This window comes from Imhoffiella purpurea (genome assembly GCF_000585215.1).
Lineage (GTDB): Bacteria > Pseudomonadota > Gammaproteobacteria > Chromatiales > Chromatiaceae > Imhoffiella > Imhoffiella purpurea.
The window spans coordinates 1-19,028 of the sequence record NZ_AONC01000061.1; the positions used below are offsets into that span (position 1 = coordinate 1).

The 19,028-nt window shown below is 63.6% G+C and carries 17 protein-coding genes and 2 tRNA genes; 1 reads left to right on the top strand and 18 read right to left on the bottom strand.

Annotated elements, in window-relative coordinates; translation table 11 throughout:
• The 17 genes from D779_RS17125 to htpG all read right to left on the bottom strand — a co-directional run.
• On the bottom strand, positions 1–212 hold a 212-nt coding region (locus D779_RS17125; RefSeq protein ID WP_043756405.1), incomplete at its 3' end, for a SurA N-terminal domain-containing protein.
• Positions 213–288: 76 nt separating this feature from the next.
• Positions 289–365, bottom strand: a tRNA-Asp gene (locus tag D779_RS17130).
• Between the two features lie 6 nt (positions 366–371).
• A tRNA-Val gene (locus D779_RS17135) sits at positions 372–447 on the bottom strand.
• 13 nt (positions 448–460) lie between these two features.
• Complete coding sequence (locus tag D779_RS17140) at positions 461–733, bottom strand: HU family DNA-binding protein (protein WP_043756407.1); 273 nt, start codon at positions 731–733, stop codon at positions 461–463.
• 359 nt (positions 734–1,092) lie between these two features.
• Positions 1,093–3,552: an endopeptidase La gene (lon, locus tag D779_RS17145; RefSeq protein ID WP_043756409.1), complete on the bottom strand. Its 2,460-nt coding sequence runs from the start codon at positions 3,550–3,552 to the stop codon at positions 1,093–1,095.
• Between the two features lie 222 nt (positions 3,553–3,774).
• A complete protein-coding gene (gene clpX / locus D779_RS17150; RefSeq protein ID WP_043756410.1) occupies positions 3,775–5,049 on the bottom strand; it encodes an ATP-dependent Clp protease ATP-binding subunit ClpX in 1,275 nt (424 codons plus the stop codon).
• A 193-nt stretch (positions 5,050–5,242) separates the two neighbouring features.
• On the bottom strand, positions 5,243–5,884 hold the full coding sequence (gene clpP / locus D779_RS17155) for an ATP-dependent Clp endopeptidase proteolytic subunit ClpP (protein WP_043756493.1): 642 nt from the start codon (positions 5,882–5,884) through the stop codon (positions 5,243–5,245).
• A gap of 99 nt (positions 5,885–5,983) precedes the next feature.
• Complete coding sequence (gene tig / locus D779_RS17160; RefSeq protein ID WP_052348223.1) at positions 5,984–7,291, bottom strand: trigger factor; 1,308 nt, start codon at positions 7,289–7,291, stop codon at positions 5,984–5,986.
• Between the two features lie 130 nt (positions 7,292–7,421).
• Positions 7,422–9,008, bottom strand: a complete 1,587-nt coding sequence (locus tag D779_RS17165; protein WP_081763572.1) for a long-chain-fatty-acid--CoA ligase — start codon at positions 9,006–9,008, stop codon at positions 7,422–7,424.
• Between the two features lie 10 nt (positions 9,009–9,018).
• The gene (hemN, locus tag D779_RS17170) at positions 9,019–10,404 is read right to left on the bottom strand and encodes an oxygen-independent coproporphyrinogen III oxidase (RefSeq protein WP_043756414.1); all 1,386 of its coding nucleotides are present in this window, start codon (positions 10,402–10,404) and stop codon (positions 9,019–9,021) included.
• A gap of 63 nt (positions 10,405–10,467) precedes the next feature.
• The gene (locus tag D779_RS17175; RefSeq protein ID WP_232424231.1) at positions 10,468–10,635 is read right to left on the bottom strand and encodes a hypothetical protein; all 168 of its coding nucleotides are present in this window, start codon (positions 10,633–10,635) and stop codon (positions 10,468–10,470) included.
• Positions 10,632–11,555, bottom strand: coding sequence for a 50S ribosomal protein L3 N(5)-glutamine methyltransferase (gene prmB, locus D779_RS17180; RefSeq protein WP_043756417.1), 924 nt, complete (start codon positions 11,553–11,555; stop codon positions 10,632–10,634). Before prmB ends, D779_RS17175 begins: the two co-directional genes overlap by 4 nt.
• Before the next feature lie 221 nt (positions 11,556–11,776).
• Positions 11,777–12,244, bottom strand: a complete 468-nt coding sequence (locus D779_RS17185; protein ID WP_043756419.1) for an Rrf2 family transcriptional regulator — start codon at positions 12,242–12,244, stop codon at positions 11,777–11,779.
• Between the two features lie 242 nt (positions 12,245–12,486).
• Complete coding sequence (locus D779_RS17190; protein WP_232424232.1) at positions 12,487–12,906, bottom strand: DUF1249 domain-containing protein; 420 nt, start codon at positions 12,904–12,906, stop codon at positions 12,487–12,489.
• A 302-nt stretch (positions 12,907–13,208) separates the two neighbouring features.
• Complete coding sequence (gene trxA, locus D779_RS17195; protein ID WP_043756421.1) at positions 13,209–13,583, bottom strand: thioredoxin; 375 nt, start codon at positions 13,581–13,583, stop codon at positions 13,209–13,211.
• Positions 13,584–13,696: 113 nt separating this feature from the next.
• A complete protein-coding gene (gene adk, locus D779_RS17200) occupies positions 13,697–14,356 on the bottom strand; it encodes an adenylate kinase (RefSeq protein WP_043756422.1) in 660 nt (219 codons plus the stop codon).
• A 171-nt stretch (positions 14,357–14,527) separates the two neighbouring features.
• Positions 14,528–16,447, bottom strand: a complete 1,920-nt coding sequence (gene htpG, locus D779_RS17205; protein ID WP_043756424.1) for a molecular chaperone HtpG — start codon at positions 16,445–16,447, stop codon at positions 14,528–14,530.
• Positions 16,448–16,730: 283 nt separating this feature from the next.
• On the opposite strand from htpG, the gene D779_RS17210 reads away from it, so the two are divergent.
• Positions 16,731–18,365, top strand: a complete 1,635-nt coding sequence (locus D779_RS17210; RefSeq protein ID WP_043756501.1) for an alpha-D-glucose phosphate-specific phosphoglucomutase — start codon at positions 16,731–16,733, stop codon at positions 18,363–18,365.
• A 98-nt stretch (positions 18,366–18,463) separates the two neighbouring features.
• Here D779_RS17210 and D779_RS17215 read toward each other — a convergent pair whose 3' ends face one another.
• Positions 18,464–18,883 carry a PilZ domain-containing protein gene (locus D779_RS17215; protein WP_043756426.1) on the bottom strand — a complete coding sequence of 140 codons (420 nt, stop codon included), beginning with the start codon at positions 18,881–18,883 and terminating at the stop codon, positions 18,464–18,466.
• Positions 18,884–19,028 lie beyond the last annotated feature (145 nt).

Here is a 19,028-nt window from a genome sequence, read left to right on the forward strand (position 1 = left end):
CGGAGACGCTGGCGAAGCTCGAATCGGGTCTGCTGCCCCCGCCTGTCGAGATCCCGCGCCGTGATCTCCGCCCCGTTCACCGTGGCGGCGATCGGCTCGCCACCGACCCCGAGATAGGACTGAATACCCCACAAGGCGAATGGAATACTGATCAGAATGACGATCGCCCAAGCGATCCACCCTTGAGCACGGTCACGGATAGTCTGAAGCATGGCGAATAGAGAGCTGAGATTGGGATTTCGGATAAAAGAAAGGGGCATCCACTGGATGCCCCGATTCTATACGAGATGGCGGAGCGGACGGGGCTCGAACCCGCGACCCCCGGCGTGACAGGCCGGTATTCTAACCATCTGAACTACCGCTCCAAATTTTGGTGGGTGCTGCAGGGCTTGAACCTGCGACCCTCGCCTTGTAAGGGCGATGCTCTCCCAACTGAGCTAAGCACCCTTGAGACGAGCAGCTATTGTACTGCATCCTTCAGCGCTTTGCCAGCCTTGAATGAAGGATTTTTCGAGGCTTTGATCTCGATGGTCGCACCCGTCTGCGGGTTGCGGCCAGTCCGGGCGGCGCGCTCCTTAACGGCGAAGGTGCCAAACCCGATGAGCGAAACAGTATCGCCGTTTTTCAGAGCAATTGCAACCTCATCTGTAAAGGCATCCAGCGCGCGAGCCGCAGCCGACTTGGAGATATCTGCGGCATCAGCCATTTTTTCGATGAGTTCCGATTTATTCATTTATTTCCCCTATTGACTGCTTTAGTTATTCGCCAAACGAACCGCGGTACCACTCCAAGCTGGACCGCCGACCCGCAACCTCGAGCCACGACAGCCCAGCCCTGCAACGATGCCATTGCAATAGAGGCTGAATCCTAAGACGGAGACACCCCGAGGGCAACCCACATTTGAGAGTACCGCGTATGGAAACGACCGACAGGGCCCTGTTTCGAGCCTCCGACGATCGGAGCGACTCGGTCCGGGCACTCGACCAGCGCCCGAGACGGTTTCGAGCGAGATATGGATGCGGCGCCTCTTCAGGGACGCCGCGAGCCGGTCGGATCGAGTTCAGCGGATCCGACCGGGCCAGCCGCGATCATTCAGTGATGCAGACGTGCATTCTGGTCACGCGAGGCGTCCACACCGGCGTCCCGAGCCTCCTCTTCCTCCGCCATCGACTCGCCACCGTCGATATTGGCCGCCTTGGGCTCTGGGCGCTCGACGAGCGCGAGCTCCAGTACCTCATCGATCCAGCGGACCGGATGAATCTTGAGATGCTGCTTGATGTTCTTCGGGATCTCGGTCAGATCGCGCTCGTTCTCGAGCGGGATGATGACCGTCTCGATGCCGCCCCGATGCGCCGCCAGCAGCTTCTCCTTCAAGCCCCCGATCGGCAGCACCTCGCCTCTCAGGGTGATCTCTCCCGTCATGGCGACCGTGGCCCGAACCGGAATCCGGGTCAAGGCGGACACCAGCGCGGTGCACATGGCGACACCGGCACTCGGACCGTCCTTGGGGGTCGCGCCCTCGGGCACGTGGATATGGGCGTCGAACTTGTTGTGGAAGTCCTCGGGAACGCCCAGGGCATCGGCGCGCGCGCGCACCACGGTCATGGCCGCCTGAATGGATTCCTGCATGACGTCGCCGAGCTGCCCCGTATAGGTGAACTTGCCCTTGCCCGGAACCAGGGCCGACTCGATCCGCAGCAACTCGCCGCCGACCTCGGTCCAGGCCAGACCCGTCACCTGCCCGATCTGGTCATGCTCATCGGCACGACCGTAACGATAGCGCTGGACACCCAGATATTTCTCGAGCGCCTTCGAGGTCACCACGGTGGGGGCGTCACGCTTCTTGAGCAGGACCTCCTTGACCACCTTGCGGCAGATCTTGGAGATCTCGCGCTCCAGGTTGCGCACGCCCGCCTCGCGGGTGTAATGGCGGATGATGTCGCGCAGCGCCGCCTCGCGGATCACCAGCTCGCCCGACTTGAGGCCGTTGTTCTTGACCTGCTTGGGCACCAGATAGCGCTCGGCGATGGCGACCTTCTCGTCCTCGGTATACCCGGAGAGACGGATCACCTCCATCCGATCCAGCAGCGGGGGCGGGATGTTGAGCGTGTTGGCGGTACCGACGAACATCACCTCGGACAGGTCGAAGTCGACCTCCAGATAGTGATCCGCAAAGGTGTGGTTCTGCTCGGGATCCAGCACCTCCAGGAGCGCGGACGCCGGATCGCCGCGGAAGTCCATCGCCATCTTGTCGATCTCGTCGAGCAGGAAGAAGGCGTTGCGCGAGCCGGCCTTGGACAGATTCTGGATGATCTTGCCCGGGAGCGCGCCGATATAGGTGCGGCGATGACCGCGGATCTCGGCCTCGTCGCGCACGCCGCCGAGCGACATACGCACGAACTTGCGGTTGGTGGCGCGCGCGATCGACTGACCGAGCGAGGTCTTGCCCACGCCGGGCGGACCGACCAGACAGAGGATGGGACCCTTGAGCTTGCGCACCCGCTGCTGCACGGCGAGATATTCGAGGATGCGCTCCTTCACCCGCTCCAGGCCGTAGTGATCCTTGTCCAGCACCCCTTCGGCAACCTTGATGTCGTTGCGGATCCGGGTGCGCTTCTTCCAGGGCACGTTGACCAGGGTGTCGATATAGTTGCGCACCACCGTGGCCTCGGCCGACATGGGCGACATCAGCTTGAGCTTGTTCAGCTCGCCCTGGGCCTTGTTCTTGGCCTCGCGGGGCATGCCGGCCGCCTCGATGCGGTTGGCCAGGTCCTCGATCTCGTTCGGCGCATCCTCGAGCTCGCCCAGCTCCTTCTGGATCGCCTTCATCTGCTCGTTCAGATAGTACTCGCGCTGATTCTTCTCCATCTGGCGCTTGACGCGCCCGCGGATGCGCTTCTCCATCTGCAGGATGTCGTTCTCGGACTCCATCAGACCCATGAGATGCTCGAGCCGGGCCTGAACATCCACCATTTCGAGCACGTGCTGCTTCTCGTCGAGCTTCAGCGACATATGCGCGGCCATGGTATCGGCGAGACGGCCGGCATCGTCGATGCTGGCCAGCGAGGAGAGCACCTCGGGCGGGACCTTCTTGTTCAGCTTGACGTACTGATCGAAGAGGCTCATCGCCGAGCGCATCAGCACCTCCTGCTCGCGCTCGTCGACCTCCAGGGTCTCCTCGAGCGGCTGGATGACCGCCGAAAATGCCTCCTCGGTCGTGAGGAAGCGCTCGATATGGGCCCGCTGATTGCCCTCGACCAGGACCTTCACCGTCCCGTCGGGCAGCTTCAGCAGCTGCAGGATATTCGCCAGGGTGCCGATTTCATGGAGATCCTTGACGGCCGGATCGTCGACGTCGGCACTCTTCTGGGCGATGAGCAGGATCTGTTTGTCGCTCGCCATGGCCCCGTCGAGGGCGCGGATGGATTTGTCGCGCCCGACGAAGAGCGGGATCACCATGTGTGGGTAGACGACGACATCCCGCAGCGGAAGCACGGGCACTTCCTGGCTGGAGGGGAAGTCGGTCGCGGAAGCGGTATCGTGTTGCGCCATGAAAACTCATTCTCGTCAAAGCAACAGTCCACGCACTGGCGATGGGAGCATTCGAGAGTCTGCTCGCCGAATCGCCACCGTAGATGTCGGTGTGGTGGGAATAATGACAGGGTCGGGGCAAGTGGCGTCGAGTTCAACGACGCCCTGCATCGCCCGACCTGGATCTATCCTGACGACCTCACCAGGACTGCATGCCTAGGCTCGATCTTGCGCGCGCCCCGCTCAATCGGCGACGGCGGCCTGCTTCTCGACACCGTCGTAGATGAGGAAGGGCTTGTTCTCACCGGCGATGACGGAGGCATCGATCACCACCTTGCTCACATGATCCATCGACGGCAGATCGTACATGGTATCGAGCAGGACCTGCTCCATGATGGTCCGCAGACCGCGGGCACCGGTCTTGCGCTCCATCGCCTTGCGCGCGATCTCGCGCAGCGCGTCCTCGCGGATCTCGAGGTTCACGCCCTCCATCTCGAACAAACGCGCGTACTGCTTGACCATGGCATGCTTCGGCTCGGTCAGGATGCGCATGAGCGCCGCCTCGTCGAGCTCCTCCAGGGTCGCCATGACCGGCAGCCGACCGACGAACTCGGGGATCAGGCCATAGCGGATGAGGTCCTCGGGCTCGACCGAACTCAGGAGTTCGCTGATCTGGCGGCCGTCGCTGACGCTGTGGACCTCGGCGGAGAAGCCGATCCCCGTCTTGCGCGAACGGTTCTGGATCACCTTGTCCAGTCCGGCGAAGGCGCCGCCGACGATGAAGAGGATGTTGGAGGTGTCGACCTGCAGGAACTCCTGCTGCGGGTGCTTGCGGCCACCCTGCGGCGGAACCGAGGCGATGGTGCCCTCGATCAGCTTCAGCAGCGCCTGCTGGACCCCCTCACCGGACACGTCGCGGGTGATCGAAGGGTTGTCCGACTTGCGCGAGATCTTGTCGATCTCGTCGATGTAGACGATGCCGGTCTGCGCCTTCTCGACGTCGTAGTCGCACTTCTGCAGCAGCTTCTGGATGATATTCTCCACGTCCTCGCCGACATAGCCGGCCTCGGTGAGGGTGGTGGCATCGGCGATCGTGAAGGGGACGTTGAGCAGTCGCGCCAGCGTCTCGGCGAGCAGGGTCTTGCCCGACCCGGTGGGGCCGATCAGCAGGATGTTGCTCTTGGCGATCTCGATGTCTTCCTTGGCCTCGGCCACCTCGAGACGCTTGTAATGGTTGTAGACGGCGACGGACAGGACCTTCTTGGCCTTCTCCTGGCCGATGACGAACTCGTCCAGACGCGCATTGATCTCGCGCGGCTTGGGCAGGTGATTGGTCGTCTCGCCGACGCTCTCCTGCATCTCCTCGCGAATGATATCGTTGCAGAGTTCGACGCATTCGTCACAGATGAACACGGAAGGACCGGCGATGAGTTTGCGGACTTCGTGCTGACTCTTACCACAGAAGGAACAGTAGAGCAGTTTACCTTCGTCGCTCTTGCCGTGGTTGTTTCCGCTCATCGGGGTTAGGTCTCCGGGGGTCTATGAGGGACGCAGGTCCAGCTGTCCCGATTGAGGCAAATTCAATCATAACCGTTTGGGCATATATGGCAAGACGGTTAAGCACAGGGTTTGCCTGGCGTCACAAATCCGGGCGCGCTATTGCCAGAAGCGTGCGCCGCCGGGGGCGGCCCGGCGGCGAGGTCCAGAATCGTCAGGTCTTCGCGGCGGGGCCTCGCTCGGCGATGACCTTGTCGATGAGCCCGTATTCCTGAGCCGCCTCGCCACCCATGAAACGATCGCGCTCGGTGTCCTCGGCGATCTTCTCGATCGGCTGACCCGTGTGCTCCGCCAGGATGCGGTTGAGACGCTCGCGGATATAGAGGATCTCGCGCGCATGGATGTCGATATCCGTCGCCTGCCCCTGGAAGCCGCCCAGGGGCTGGTGGATCATCATCCGCGAATGCGGCAGACAGAAACGCTTGCCGGCCGCCCCACCCGCCAGCAGCAAGGCACCCATGCTCGCGGCCTGACCGATGCACATGGTGCTGACGTCGGGACGGATGAAGCGCATGGTGTCGTAGATGGCGAGCCCCGCGGTCACCGAACCGCCAGGCGAATTGATATAGAGATGGATGTCCTTGTCGGGATTCTCGGACTCGAGGAACAGCAATTGGGCGACCACCAGGTTCGCCATGTGATCCTCGACCTGACCGACGAGAAAGATGACGCGTTCCTTGAGCAGCCGCGAATAGATGTCGAAGGAGCGCTCGCCGCGCGCGGTCTGCTCGACGACGATGGGAACCAGACCCAATCCTTGCGGCTGCCAGTCGCTACTGCTCGTCGGATTGCTCATGGGATGGAGGTTGCTCATGGGTCGGATTTCACCTTGCTGTCTGGTTGCTTCGGGCCCGGAGACAGGGTCTCCGGGCGGATCCATGGCCCGAACCGAGACCTATGCTGCCTCGGACGAAGGGGCCGGCGGATTGGTCAACTCTTCGAACGTCAAGTTCTCTTCCTCGACGGCCACCTCTTCGAGGATCAGCTCCACCACCTGTTCCTCGAGAGCCAGGCTCTCGAAGGAGCTCAGCATCTCCTTATTGCCGTAGTAGTAATTCACCACGGCCTGCGGATCCTCGTAGGACGCGGCCATCTGCTCGATCGCCTGGCGAACCCGATCCGGATCCGCGGTCAGACCGCGATCCTTGACGATCTGGCCGAGAATCAGCCCCAACGCCACGCGACGCCGGGCACCGCTCTCGAACAGATGATGCGGAAGCTCCATCTTGCCGCCACCCAGGGCGTTGCGCATCTGCTCGGCCATGGACTTCATCTCGGATTCGAGAAGCGCCTTCGGCAGATCGATGGCGTTCGACTCGACCAGCAGATCCATTACGGATTCTTTAGTGCGGGCGGTCAGGCGCTGTTTCAATTCACGCTCCATGTTGCCGCGCACGTCCGAGCGGAAACGCTCGATGTCGCCGTCCTCGACCCCGAAGCCCTTGACGAAATCGGCGTCGATCTCGGGCAGCTTGGGTTCCTCCACCGCATCGACCGTCACCTCGAAACGCACGGGCTTGCCGGCCAGATGCTCCGCCTGGTAGGACTCGGGGAAGCTGAGATCGAGGGTGCGCTGCTCGCCGGCCGAGGCGCCGATGAGGCCGTCCTCGAAACCCGGGATCATGCGGCTGGTGCCCAGCTCGATCTCGAAACCCTCGCTGGAGCCGCCCTCGAACGCCTCGCCATCGAGGGTTCCGGTGAAGGAGATGGTCAGCTTGTCGCCCGTCTGACAGGGGCGCTCGGCCGCCTCCCAGGTCTTGCGCTGATCGCGCAGGCGCTCGATCATGGCCTCCAGATCCGCGTCCGTGACCTCGCTCACCGGCTTCTTGACCACCTTGCCGTCCAGCGAGGCCAGCTCGACCTCGGGCATCACCTCGAAGGTGGCGGTGAAGCCGAACTTCTCGCCCTCGACGTCGATCTCCGGATCGATGGTCGGCGCGCCGACCGGACGGAAGTCCTGCTCGGACAATGCCTCCATGAAACTGGACTGCACCAGCTCGCTGAAGACCTCCTGCTGAACATGGTCGGAGTAGCGCTTGCGCAGCACCTTCATCGGCACCTTGCCCGGACGGAAACCGGGTAGCCTGGCGGTACGCGCAAGCTGCTGCAAACGCTTTTCGACCTCGGTCTGGATCTGCTCGAAAGGCAGATCGATCTTCATGCGTCGCTCGAGCCCCTCGCCCGCTTCCACCGAAACTTGCATTGACTATCTCCCGTCGGTACCGTCTGCTTGGTACGGACCGCCCGTTAGGTGAATCCTGACGCGAACGTGCCGCCCGCATCCTCAAAAGCCGGGCAGTATAGCTTGGCGCAAGGCGAGTCTCCAAGCACCATCAGTCAGATGCCCGATCGCCCTCTCGAGCCCCTTCGGGAACCACCCCGCGCTCATGTTCTCCGGTCACCCGCAGCTCGCGCTTGAGGATCTTGCCGGCCGCATTCTTCGGCAGGGTCTCATGGATGCGGATGCGACGCGGTATCTCGTGCTGACCCAGATGCTGCCGGCACCAGGCCCGCAGGTCCGCCGCCTCGCACCGGGCGCCTGGACGCAGCGCCACATGGGCGACCGGCACCTCGCCGTGCCGCGCGTCCGGATCCCCCACGACCGCCGCCTCCGCCACGTCCGGATGCCGATAGAGCGCCTCCTCGACGACGCGCGGATAGACGTTCATGCCGTTGGTGATGATCAGATCCTTGAGCCGGTCGACGAGATAGAAATAGCCGTCCGCGTCCCGGTAGCCGAGATCGCCGGTGCGGAACCAGTCGCCGAAATAGCTCTCGCGGGTCGCCTCGGGCTGATTGAAATAGCCCTTCATGAGGCTCGGCCCGCGCACGCAGACCTCGCCCGTCTCGCCGTCCGGCACGGTTCGCCCGGCCGCATCCAGGATGCACATCTCGACGGACGGGATGGGTACGCCGATCGATCCGGGCCGACGCGCGCCCTCGAGCGGATTGACGCTGGTGACCGGACCGCATTCGGTCGGACCGTCGCCCTCGTGCACCGGAACCCCGAAACGCCGCTCGAAGGCGGACATGACGGCCACCGGCATGGAGGCCCCGCCGCTCACGCACAGCCGAATCCCGGACCAGCGCCCGACCCACGCATCGTCGAGCCTCAGCAGAACGCCGTACATGCTGGGGACGCCGAGGAAAATGGTCGCACCATGCCTGGCGATCGCCTGGGAGACGAGCCGGGGATCGAAACGCGCCACGGGGATCATGCCGCAGCCCTCCAGCAGCGAGGTCAGAATCCCGACCGTCGCCGCAAAGGCATGGAACATGGGCAGCACCACCAGCACCCGATCCCGGTCGCCGAAATCCAGCGCCCGGCTCACGCCCCGCGCATTGGCGAGCAGATTGGCATGGGTCAGCATGGCGCCCTTGGGGCGACCGGTCGTCCCGGAGGTATAGAGAATCACAGCGACCGCGTCGGACGGATCCGGTTCGATCGCTGGAGCCGGACCTGGATGCTCGATCAGGTCGGCCAGAACGGGCACGCCCCGAGCGGTCCCGTCGCCGATGCGCACCCGCAACGCGACCTCGGGCGACTCCAGCAGCGCGGACTCGGCGGCCGTCTCGAACCCGCCCTGATAGAAGAGGCCGCGCGCCCCACTGTCGGCGAGGATGAAGGCCACCTCGCGATAGTTGAGCAGGGTGTTGATCGGCACCAGCGTGGCGCCCGACTTGAGGATGCCCAGATAGGCGATCACGAACTCGGGGCCGTTGGCGCAGAGCAGCGCGACCCGATCGCCGAGCGATATGCCCGAATCGGCCAAAGCGGCCGCAACGGCATCGGTGGCACGGTCCAGCTCGGAGAAGGACCAGGACCGCTCGTCGGCGAAGATGCAGATGGCATCCCCGCGCCGCTCCGCCGTCTGGCGGAACCGCGCGGGGATGTGGGTGGAATCGACCGGAGCCGCCACCGGGGAGGGATCAGATGACCTTGGAGAAGCCGATCGGCCCGGTCTTCTGGGCCAGATAGGCGTCGAAGGTCATGCAGATGTTGCGCACCAGCAGACGGCCGCGCGACAGGATGCGGATCATACCCGGCTCGAGCGCGACCAGACCGTCCTCCTCCATGCCCTTGAGCTTCTCGAGGCTGTCGGCGAAATAGACATCGAAGTCGATGCCCCACTTGGACGCCACCGATGCCTTGTCGAGCTGGAAGTGGCAGATGAGACGGGTGATGACGTCGCGCCGGATGAGATCGTCGCGATTGAGCTCGATGCCGCGGAAGATCGGCAGACGGCCCGCGTCGATGTCGGCGTCGTACTCCGCCAGCTCGCGCCGGCTCTGGGCATAGGTGTTGTCGACCATGCCGATCGAGGTCACGCCGATACCGATGAGGTCGCAGTCGGCATGGGTGGAATAGCCCTGGAAGTTGCGGTACAGGGTACCGGCCTGCTGAGCCAGGGTCAGCTCGTCGTCGGGACGGGCGAAGTGGTCCATGCCGATATAGACGTAGCCGGCGTCGGTGAGACGCTGGATGGTCGCCTGCAGGATGTCGAGCTTGACCTGGGGCGCGGGCAGATCCGCCTCGTTGATGCGGCGCTGCGGCTTGAAGCGCTCGGGCAGATGCGCGTAGTTGAAGATCGACATCCGCTGCGGGTTGACCTCGATCACCCGGTCGAGGGTCTTGAGGAAGCTGTCGACCGACTGGAAAGGCAGACCGTAGATGAGGTCGATACTGACCGAGCGGAAACCCTCGTCGAGCGCCGCGTTCAGCACCGTCATGGTCTGTTCCTCGGTCTGGACGCGGTTGACCGCCTCCTGCACCCGGCGATCGAAGTCCTGAACGCCCAGACTCATGCGGTTGAAGCCGATCTGGCGCAGGACCTTGATCGTCTCGGCATCGGCCTCGCGCGGATCGATCTCGATCGAGTATTCACCGACGTCGTCCCCGGCCAGCTTGAAGTGACGGCGCGTCATCTCCATCAGCTCGGTCATCTGCGCGTTGCTGAGGAAGGTCGGGGTACCGCCGCCCCAGTGCAGCTGCTCGACCTGGCGCGAGCTGTCGAACAACGCGGCCTGCATCTCCAGCTCCTTGTAGACGCGCTCCAGATAGGGCGGAACGAGCGAGCGATCCTTGGTCGCGATCTTGTTGCAGGCGCAGTAGAAGCAGACCGTGTCGCAGAAAGGGATATGGAAATAGAGCGACAGCGGACGACCGCTCTCGTTGCTACGTGCACAGGCCGCCTTGTAGGCCGCCTCGTCGAATGACTCGTCGAACTCCACCGCGGTCGGGTACGAGGTATAGCGCGGACCGCTCTGGTCGTAGCGACGAATCAGGTCAAGATCAAAGGAAACGCCTTGCTCCACCGTTCAATCCTCCAGCCGCGGGGCGTGCGTCCAGCCCCGTTCGGCACCTTACGAAAAGCCTGTTCAGGCATCATCCCCGCCGACACCGATCCCACGGCGATGGGTCTCGTCGATCGGTTCGAGCGGGGAATGGAATGGAATCTCTTCCGCATACTTGCCGGCCAGGTCCATGAACGGCAGATCCTCTCGAACGCAGATGCGTCGAGTACCGCGCGAACGCCCCGGCGTCATTGCGCGAGCGCCTCCTCGAACCGCTCCTGGTGCTCGACGAGCTGCTCGCGGGTCAGCAGGAAGACCCCCTCGCCACCGCGCTCGAACTCGAGCCAGGTGAAGGGAACCTCGGGGAGGCGGCTATCGAGATACGGGGCCGAACTCCCGACCTCGACGATCAGGATGCCCTCGTCCGTCAGGAAGCGGGCCGAATCCTTCAGAATGCGGATGACGAGATCGAGACCGTCCTCTCCGCCCAGAAGGGCGAGCTCGGGCTCGTTGTGATACTCGGCCGGAAGGGCATCGAATTCGGCCCGTGAGACATAGGGCGGATTCGACACGATGACGTCGTACCGATTGCCCATCAGCGCCTCGAAGAGATCGGACTCCAATACCCGGACGCGATCCTCGAGACCGTGACGCTCGACGTTGCGGCGAGCCATCTCCAGGGCGGCGGGAGAGATGTCCACCAGATCCACATCGGCGTCGGGCAGATAGGCGGCCGCGGCGATGCCGATGCAGCCGCTGCCGGTACAGAGATCCAGGACCCGGCCGATGCGCTCGGCATCGTGCCAGGGATCGAATCCGGCCTCGACCAGCTCGGCAATGGGCGAGCGTGGCACCAGGACGTGTCGATCGACCGCGAACTCCATGCCCGCGAACCAGGCGCGGCCGGTCAGATAGGCGGCAGGCACCCGTTCGGCCACGCGGCGCTCGATCAGCTCGGACACGCGCACGCGCTCCGCCGGGGTGAGCCGGCAGTCACGAAATCCCGCGGGCAGACCGGGATCGAGATACAGCCCGCTGAGAACCAGATGCGCGGCCTCGTCGATGGCGTTATCGGTTCCGTGACCGAAGAAGAGCTGGGCCGCATTGAAGCGGCTGGCGCCCCAGCGCACGAAATCCTGGATCGTAATCAAACCGTCTGGCTGTTCTGCCATAGCGCCTATTCGTTGGTGGTACCCAGGGAGTCCGGGGTAATCGGCACGATCTGCCGCCCGAAATGAAGCACCTAAGCATAACACCGCATCGACGGCGTTTCAGCCCGAGCTTCGAGTCGGACGACCGGCCACCAATACGCGGCACCGGGAGAAAACCGCTCCGGACGGGGATGGTGCCTGCGAGATCGGTCAGGCCCCGATCCACATTCGGAGAAGCGGGCTCACGCCGCCCTGCGTTTCGAGACCTGATCCGCCTCATGCCCGAGGTCGGGGATCGCCACCTCGACACGACCGCGATCGACCAGATCCTGGAGCGAGATGTCGCTCAGGAAGCTGAAGATCTGGTCGCTGAGCTGATCCCAGAGATGATGCGTCAGACAGCGCTTGCCGTCGCGACAGTTCTCGCGCCCCCCGCAACGGGTGAACTCGACCCATTCGTCCACGGCGCAGATGATGTTCGCGATCGAGATCTCCTCCGCGGGCTTGCCCAGATAATAGCCCCCTCCGGGGCCCCTGACGCCGCGCACCAGCTTCTTCGCCCGGAGCGCGGCGAACAGCTGCTCCAGGTAGGACAGTGAAATTCCCTGGCTCACAGAGATATCCGCCAGGGTCACGGGACCCTTGCCGGCATGCAGCGCGAGGTCGAGCATGGCTGTCACGGCATATCTGCCTTTGGTCGATAATCTCATAGTTCGGGTGCCTTTGGCCGATTTGACGGGAGACGGGCGAATCGGCAGGTCGCGTTGCCTGATGCCCTTTAGGCTTAATTAGTCAACAATCGTCCCATTTCAATGGCAGGCAATTAGGAATCTCGTACCGCAGCCCGAATCGCGGCGAACTGTCGGACGGCAAGCCGCCAGCCGTCCCGGGCAGGCCGGACGGGTACGGGATGGAAATCGCTCGGGAAGGAATCGCCTCGATCGAACGGCGATCAGGAACGGGCCAGACAGATCTCGCCGCAGAGATCCTCGCCGGATGCGGAGGCGAAGCCATGTATCCGTCCGAATCCATGTCCGGCCTTGAGACAGAAATCCAGCCACTTCGACAAAAAGAGATTGGCCTGCCATTTGTCGGCCAACGCCGGGGGGGCGTAGCGGACCCGCAATGGCAGAACGGCCTGCTGGAGATCCAGCAGCTCGACCTGGCGAGCATCGTGATAGACGCGCAGATGCGCGTCCGGATCCGCAGCGCCAGTCGAGGACGCCTGTGCGTCGAAAAGATAGGTAAGACGGATCTCGGTGGTATAGGGCGACTGCTCCAGTATATGCAGATGGAGATCCATGGTTCCGGACTGACGCGAGACCAGAACCCCGCTCTCCCGGCACAGATTCGGCGCCAGCCGCGACAGCAAGCGGTAATTCTCCTCGCACAGAACCATCAGAGCGCCAACAGTGGGTCGAGCCGAGCAGAGCTTGGCGACCGACCAGGAGGGATTGAAAGGCTGCATGAGGACTAGCTGAATTGCCGCAATGGGGGAAAGTGAGCCGGCATGACGCGCAAGGAAGCGCCGCATGCCGTGGTTCGTTGCGAGCCCCGCCGGCCGACACGAACAGACCGAATGGGTCTTGGCTCAAGGCATGACGCGTCCCTGCATCACAGAATTCTCGCGCTTCATCCAGAGACTGAACGCGCTTCCTCGATCCTGAAGACGTCCTAGGCGTCGCCCGAGGATGCCTGCTCGGCGATCTGACGCTTCACATCCTCCATGTCCAGTTCCTTGGCCTTGCCGATCAGGTCGCGCAGAGCGCCCTCGGGCAACGCCCCCGCCTGGGAGAAGATGATGATCTGCTCGCGAAAGATCATCAGGGTCGGAATGGATCGGATCTGGAAATGGGCCGCGATATCCTGATGTTCCTCCGTATTCACCTTGGCGAACACGATGTCATCGAAATCCTCGGAGACCTTTTCGTAAACCGGGGCGAAGGATCGGCATGGACCACACCAGGGCGCCCAATAGTCCACCATGACGAAGTCGTTGTCCTGGATGGTTTGTTCGAAATTGCTGGTATCGAGCTCTACGACTGCCATGCTCTATTCCTGTAGCTGAAATTGCGGGGATGGTAACAGATATGGCTACTCCCCGCGGCGTTATCCAGGGCCGGCCCGGGCCGAAGCCCGAGAACAGGCCTGTCGATCAGGGATCAGAGCGCGTCCAGCTCACCGATGATCTGCGCGCGAATTTCTTCCACGCTCCCGATACCGTGGACATGGATGTAGCGCGGAGCGCCCTCGCCACCCTGCTCGGCCCACTTGGAGTAGTAGCCGATCAGTGGCGCGGTCTGATCGTGATAGACCTTCAGGCGTGCCTTGACCGTTTCTTCGCGATCGTCTTCGCGCTGGATCAGCGGTTCGCCGGTCTCGTCGTCCATGCCCTCGACCTTGGGCGGATTGAAGATCACATGATAGGTCCGCCCCGAGGCGAGGTGCACGCGCCGGCCGGACATGCGCTTGATGATCTCCTCGTCGGGCACGTCGATCTCGACCACCGCATCGACGAAGACGCCGGATTCCTTCATGGCGTCCGCCTGCGCCAGGGTGCGCGGGAAGCCGTCGAACAGGAAGCCCTTGCGGCAATCGTCTTCGGCGATGCGCGCCTTGACCATCCCGATGATGATGTCATCGGAGACCAGGCCGCCCTCGTCCATGATCTTCTTCGCGGCCTTGCCGAGTTCGGTGCCCTGCTTCACGTGCGCGCGCAGCATATCGCCGGTCGAGATCTGCGGAATGTCGAAGTGCGCCTTGATGAAGCCGGCTTGGGTACCCTTTCCGGCGCCCGGCCCCCCTAACAGGATGATGCGCATGGTGTCTTGTTCCTCGTTGTTTTATATCGTTGACGGGTCAGTGTGCCACAGCAGCCTTGCCGAGAACCACCGACGGGACACGAAGCACGCCCGGACGCGGCGGCGCGGCCGCATCGCCCGGAACGCCCGAGCGAGGACGGCCTTCCCCGGACCGCCCTCGTGCGAACGGCGTCAGCCGCCCGCCACCATCATGTTGAGCATCAGCTTGTTCAGACGACCGACGAAGGCCGCCGGATCGTCGAGCTGGCCGCCCTCGGCGAGCTGGGCCTGATCGAAGAGGATCATGGACAGATCCTCGAAGCGCGCGTCGTCGGTCTCGGCCTCGAGCCGCTTCACCAGCGGGTGATCGAGATTGATCTCGAGGGTCGGCTTGGTCTCGGGGGCGTCCTGACCGACCGCCTTGAGCACACGCGCCAGATTGGCGCTCATATCGGCCTCGCCGACCACCAGGCAGGCGGGGGAGTCGACCAGACGGGTACTGGGACGCACCTCCTCGACCCGCTCGCCAAGCGACTTCTTGAGGTGCTCGATCAGCGAGCCGTGCTCGGCCGCCGCCTTCTCCTTGGCCTCCTTCTCCTCCTGGTCGGCCAGGTCGCCGAGATCCAGATCGCCCTTGGCGACCGACTGCAGCGTCTTGCCCTTGTACTCCGTCAGGTGGCTGACCAGCCACTCGTCGACGCGATCGGACAGCAGCAGCACCTCGACGCCTTTCTTGCGGAAGACCTCAAGATGCGGGCTGTGACGCGCCGCGGCCGGACTGTCGGCGGTGATGTAGTAGATCTTGTCCTGACCTTCCTTCATCCGCTCGATGTAGGCGTCGAGCGATTCGCGCTGGGCCGTGCCCTCGCCGTTGCTGGTGGAGAAACGCAGCAGACCGGCGATGCGTTCCTTGTTGCCGAAGTCCTCGGCCGGACCTTCCTTGAGCACCTTGCCGAACTCGTCCCAGAACTCGCCGTACTTCTCGGGCTCGTCCTTGGCCATGGTCTCGAGCAGGCCCAGGATGCGCTTGGTGTTGGCCTGACGGATGGTGTCGATCTTGCGGTTGTGCTGCAGGATCTCGCGCGAGACGTTCAGGGGCAGATCGTCCGAGTCGACGATGCCCTTGACGAAGCGCAGATAGTGCGGCATCAGCTTGTCGGCCTCGTCCATGATGAAGACGCGGCGCACGTAGAGCTTGACGCCGTGCTTCTGGTCGCGGTCCCAGAGATCCCAGGGCGCCTTCTTGGGCACGTAGAGCAGCGTGCTGTACTCGTTGGTACCCTCGACCCGATTGTGGGCATAGGCCAGCGGCGGCTCGAAGTCGTGCGAGACGTGCTTGTAGAAGTCGTGATACTCCTCCTCGCTGATCTCGGACTTGTTGCGCATCCAGAGCGCCGTACCACGGTTGACCTGCTCGTATTCCGGGGGCGCGTCCTTCTTCTCCTCGGCCTCCTCGCCGTAGAGCTCCTTGACCATCTCGACCGGGATGGCGACGTGATCGGAGAACTTGCCGATGATGGAACGCAGACGCCAGCTGTCGAGGAACTCCTTCTCCTCCTCCTTCAGGTGCAGGGTCACCGAGGTGCCGCGATCGGCCTTCTCGAGCGTCTCCAGCGAGTAGCTGCCGCGCCCGTCGGACTCCCAGCGCACGCCGTGATCGGCACCGAGCCCGGCGCGGCGCGAGGTCAGGGTCACCTTGTCGGCGACGATGAAGACGGAATAGAAACCGACGCCGAACTGGCCGATCAGCTTGCTGTCCTTGGCCTGATCCCCGGAGAGGTTCTCGAGGAAGCGACGGGTTCCCGAGCTGGCGATGCTGCCGATGGTGTCCATGACCTCCTGGCGGCTGAGACCGATGCCGTTGTCGGAGACCGTCAGGGTCCCGGCGTCGCGGTCGACCGTGACGCGGATCCGCAGCTCGCTGTCGCCCTCGTAGAGCCCGTCGTCGCTCAATGCCTCGAAACGCAGCTTTTCGGCCGCGTCCGAGGAGTTCGAGACCAGCTCGCGCAGAAAGATTTCCTTGTTCGAATAGAGCGACCGGATCACCAGATCCAGCACCTGACTGACTTCGGCCTTGAATTCCAACGTTTCCTTATGCGCTTCTACTGTCATCTTGTGTCGTTACCTTGGATGATTGGGTTCTTGGTTGAATGAATCGACGCGAATCGTCGAAGCATGCCCGGACATGGCCGGAAGGCAATCCGGTATTGTCGCATGGGCACGTGGGGATACAATGCCTGATCGCGATCCGAAAACCCCGAGGCATGCGCCCGGGTCGAGCCGGATCGATCGCACGGCTATTCCGACACCGCACCACCCCGGTCCGCGCCGTTTTCCGGCCGTCGGCACTCGGCCGCTCACTGAAGGCTACCAGACAAAAATCAAGGGCTTGAAGATGGAACCCCAAATTATCGCCACGACGCCGTTCGACGGGCAACGCCCCGGCACCTCGGGCCTGCGCAAGAAGGTGAAGGTCTTCCAGCAACCCGGCTATCTCGAAAACTTCGTCCAGGCGATCTTCGACACCCAGACCGAACTCAAGGGCGGCACCCTGGTCGTCGGCGGCGATGGCCGCTACTTCAACCGCGAGGCCATCCAGACCATCCTGCGCATGGCCTCTGCCAACGGCGTCAGCCGGATCCTGGTCGGACGCGGCGGCATCTTCTCGACGCCCGCGGTCTCCTGCGTGATCCGCAAATACAAGACCCAGGGCGGCATCGTGCTCTCGGCCAGTCACAACCCGGGCGGACCGGACGAGGACTTCGGCATCAAGTTCAACGCCGCCAACGGCGGCCCGGCCTCCGAGTCGGTGACCAACGCCATCTACGAGCGCACCCGCACCATCGACCGCTATCTGACCCTTGACGCACCGGCCGTCGACCTCGACACGCTCGGCAGCCTGGAGCTGGACGGGACCCAGATCGAGGTCTTGGACCCGGTCGCGGACTACGCCGAGCTGATGGAGTCCCTGTTCGATTTCAACGCCATCCACCAGCTCTTCAACTCGGGGCTCTTCCGCATGCGCTTCGACGCCATGCACGCCGTGACCGGTCCCTACGCGACCGAGATCCTGGAGAACCGTCTCGGCGCCGCGCCCGGCACCGTGATGAACGGCATTCCCAAGGAAGACTTCGGCGGCGGGCACCCGGACCCGAACCTGGTGCATGCCGAGGAGCTGGTCGAGCTGACCAGCGGCCCGGAGGGACTGGATTTCGGCGCCGCCTCGGACGGCGACGGCGACCGCAACATGATCCTCGGCAAGGGGATCTTCGTCACCCCGAGCGACAGCCTCGCCATCCTCGCCGCGAACGCCCATCTGACCCCGGGCTATCGCAGCGGGATCCGCGGCATCGCCCGCTCCATGCCCACCAGCCAGGCCGCGAACCGGGTCGCCGACCTCATGGGCATCGAATGCTTCGAGACGCCGACCGGCTGGAAGTTCTTCGGCAACCTGCTGGACGCCGGCCGCATCACCCTCTGCGGCGAGGAGAGCTTCGGCACCGGATCGGATCACGTTCGCGAGAAGGACGGGCTCTGGGCGGTACTCTTCTGGCTCAACCTGCTGGCGGTCCGCCAGCAGTCGGTCGCCGACATCGTCCACGACCACTGGCGCCGCTTCGGACGCAATTTCTACACCCGTCACGACTACGAGGCGGTGGACCTGGCTGCGGCCGAGGGGCTCATGGACCATCTGCGGCTGCTGCTGTCGGGTCTTCCCGGCAAGCAACTGGGCGGCATGACGGTCGGCTATGCCGACGACTTCGCCTACACCGACCCCATCGACGGCAGCATCTCGGAGCATCAGGGCGTCCGTATCGGCTTCGAGGGTGGAGCCCGCATCGTCTTTCGACTCTCCGGAACCGGAACCGCCGGAGCCACGCTTCGCGTCTACCTCGAATGCTTCGAGGCCGATCCGACCCGCCACGACCAGGACACCCAGGAGGCGATGCGGTCCCTGATCCTGATCGCGCGCGAACTCGCCCAGATCGAGGAGCGCACCGGACGCAAGGAACCGGACGTCATCACCTGATCGAGAGAGGAGCCGCCGGCCTCCGGCCGCCGCCCCGCCGATCTTTGGCGAGGAACGCACCCCAGCGTGGCGCTGTTGGCTGGCCGCTCCCGATGGAGTCAGTGAGGAAATCGCTCGGCGTATTTCTGGATCCACTCCATCGCGGCCTCCTCGCCCGAGAGGGCCCGGCCCTCGCGCTCCAACATCTCGCGACGGTAGTGCTCGATATGGCAGACCTGCTCGACCATGCGGAGCCCGTATTCGACATCGATGCCCTCGAAGCGCACGCCCACCTCGTAAGAGTCTCCTCCCTCACGACACCAGACCACGATGCCCTCGGCCTCGAAGACGGGCTCGGCGATCGGGATCTCGATATGGATCCCAGTACCGGGCATGATCGCGATACGCGATCTGAAGCAAAGTCCACCCTCGCCGATATTGCGAAGATAGTCGCTATGGTCGGCCACCACCTCGCGCAGCGAATAACTGATGGGCATGTCCGACGGATGACGAAGAAATTGGCGTTCGATCGGAGACATAGGCCAGCGGCGACACAAATGACACTGAACGATAGGATAGCTCAGACATGCGCCTCGTCCCGCGGCCCCGAGCGACGAGCCGGGATACGACCGGAATCGGCCCGAGCGAGGCGTCAGAGACATCGCCCCGACTCTCATCCGACCG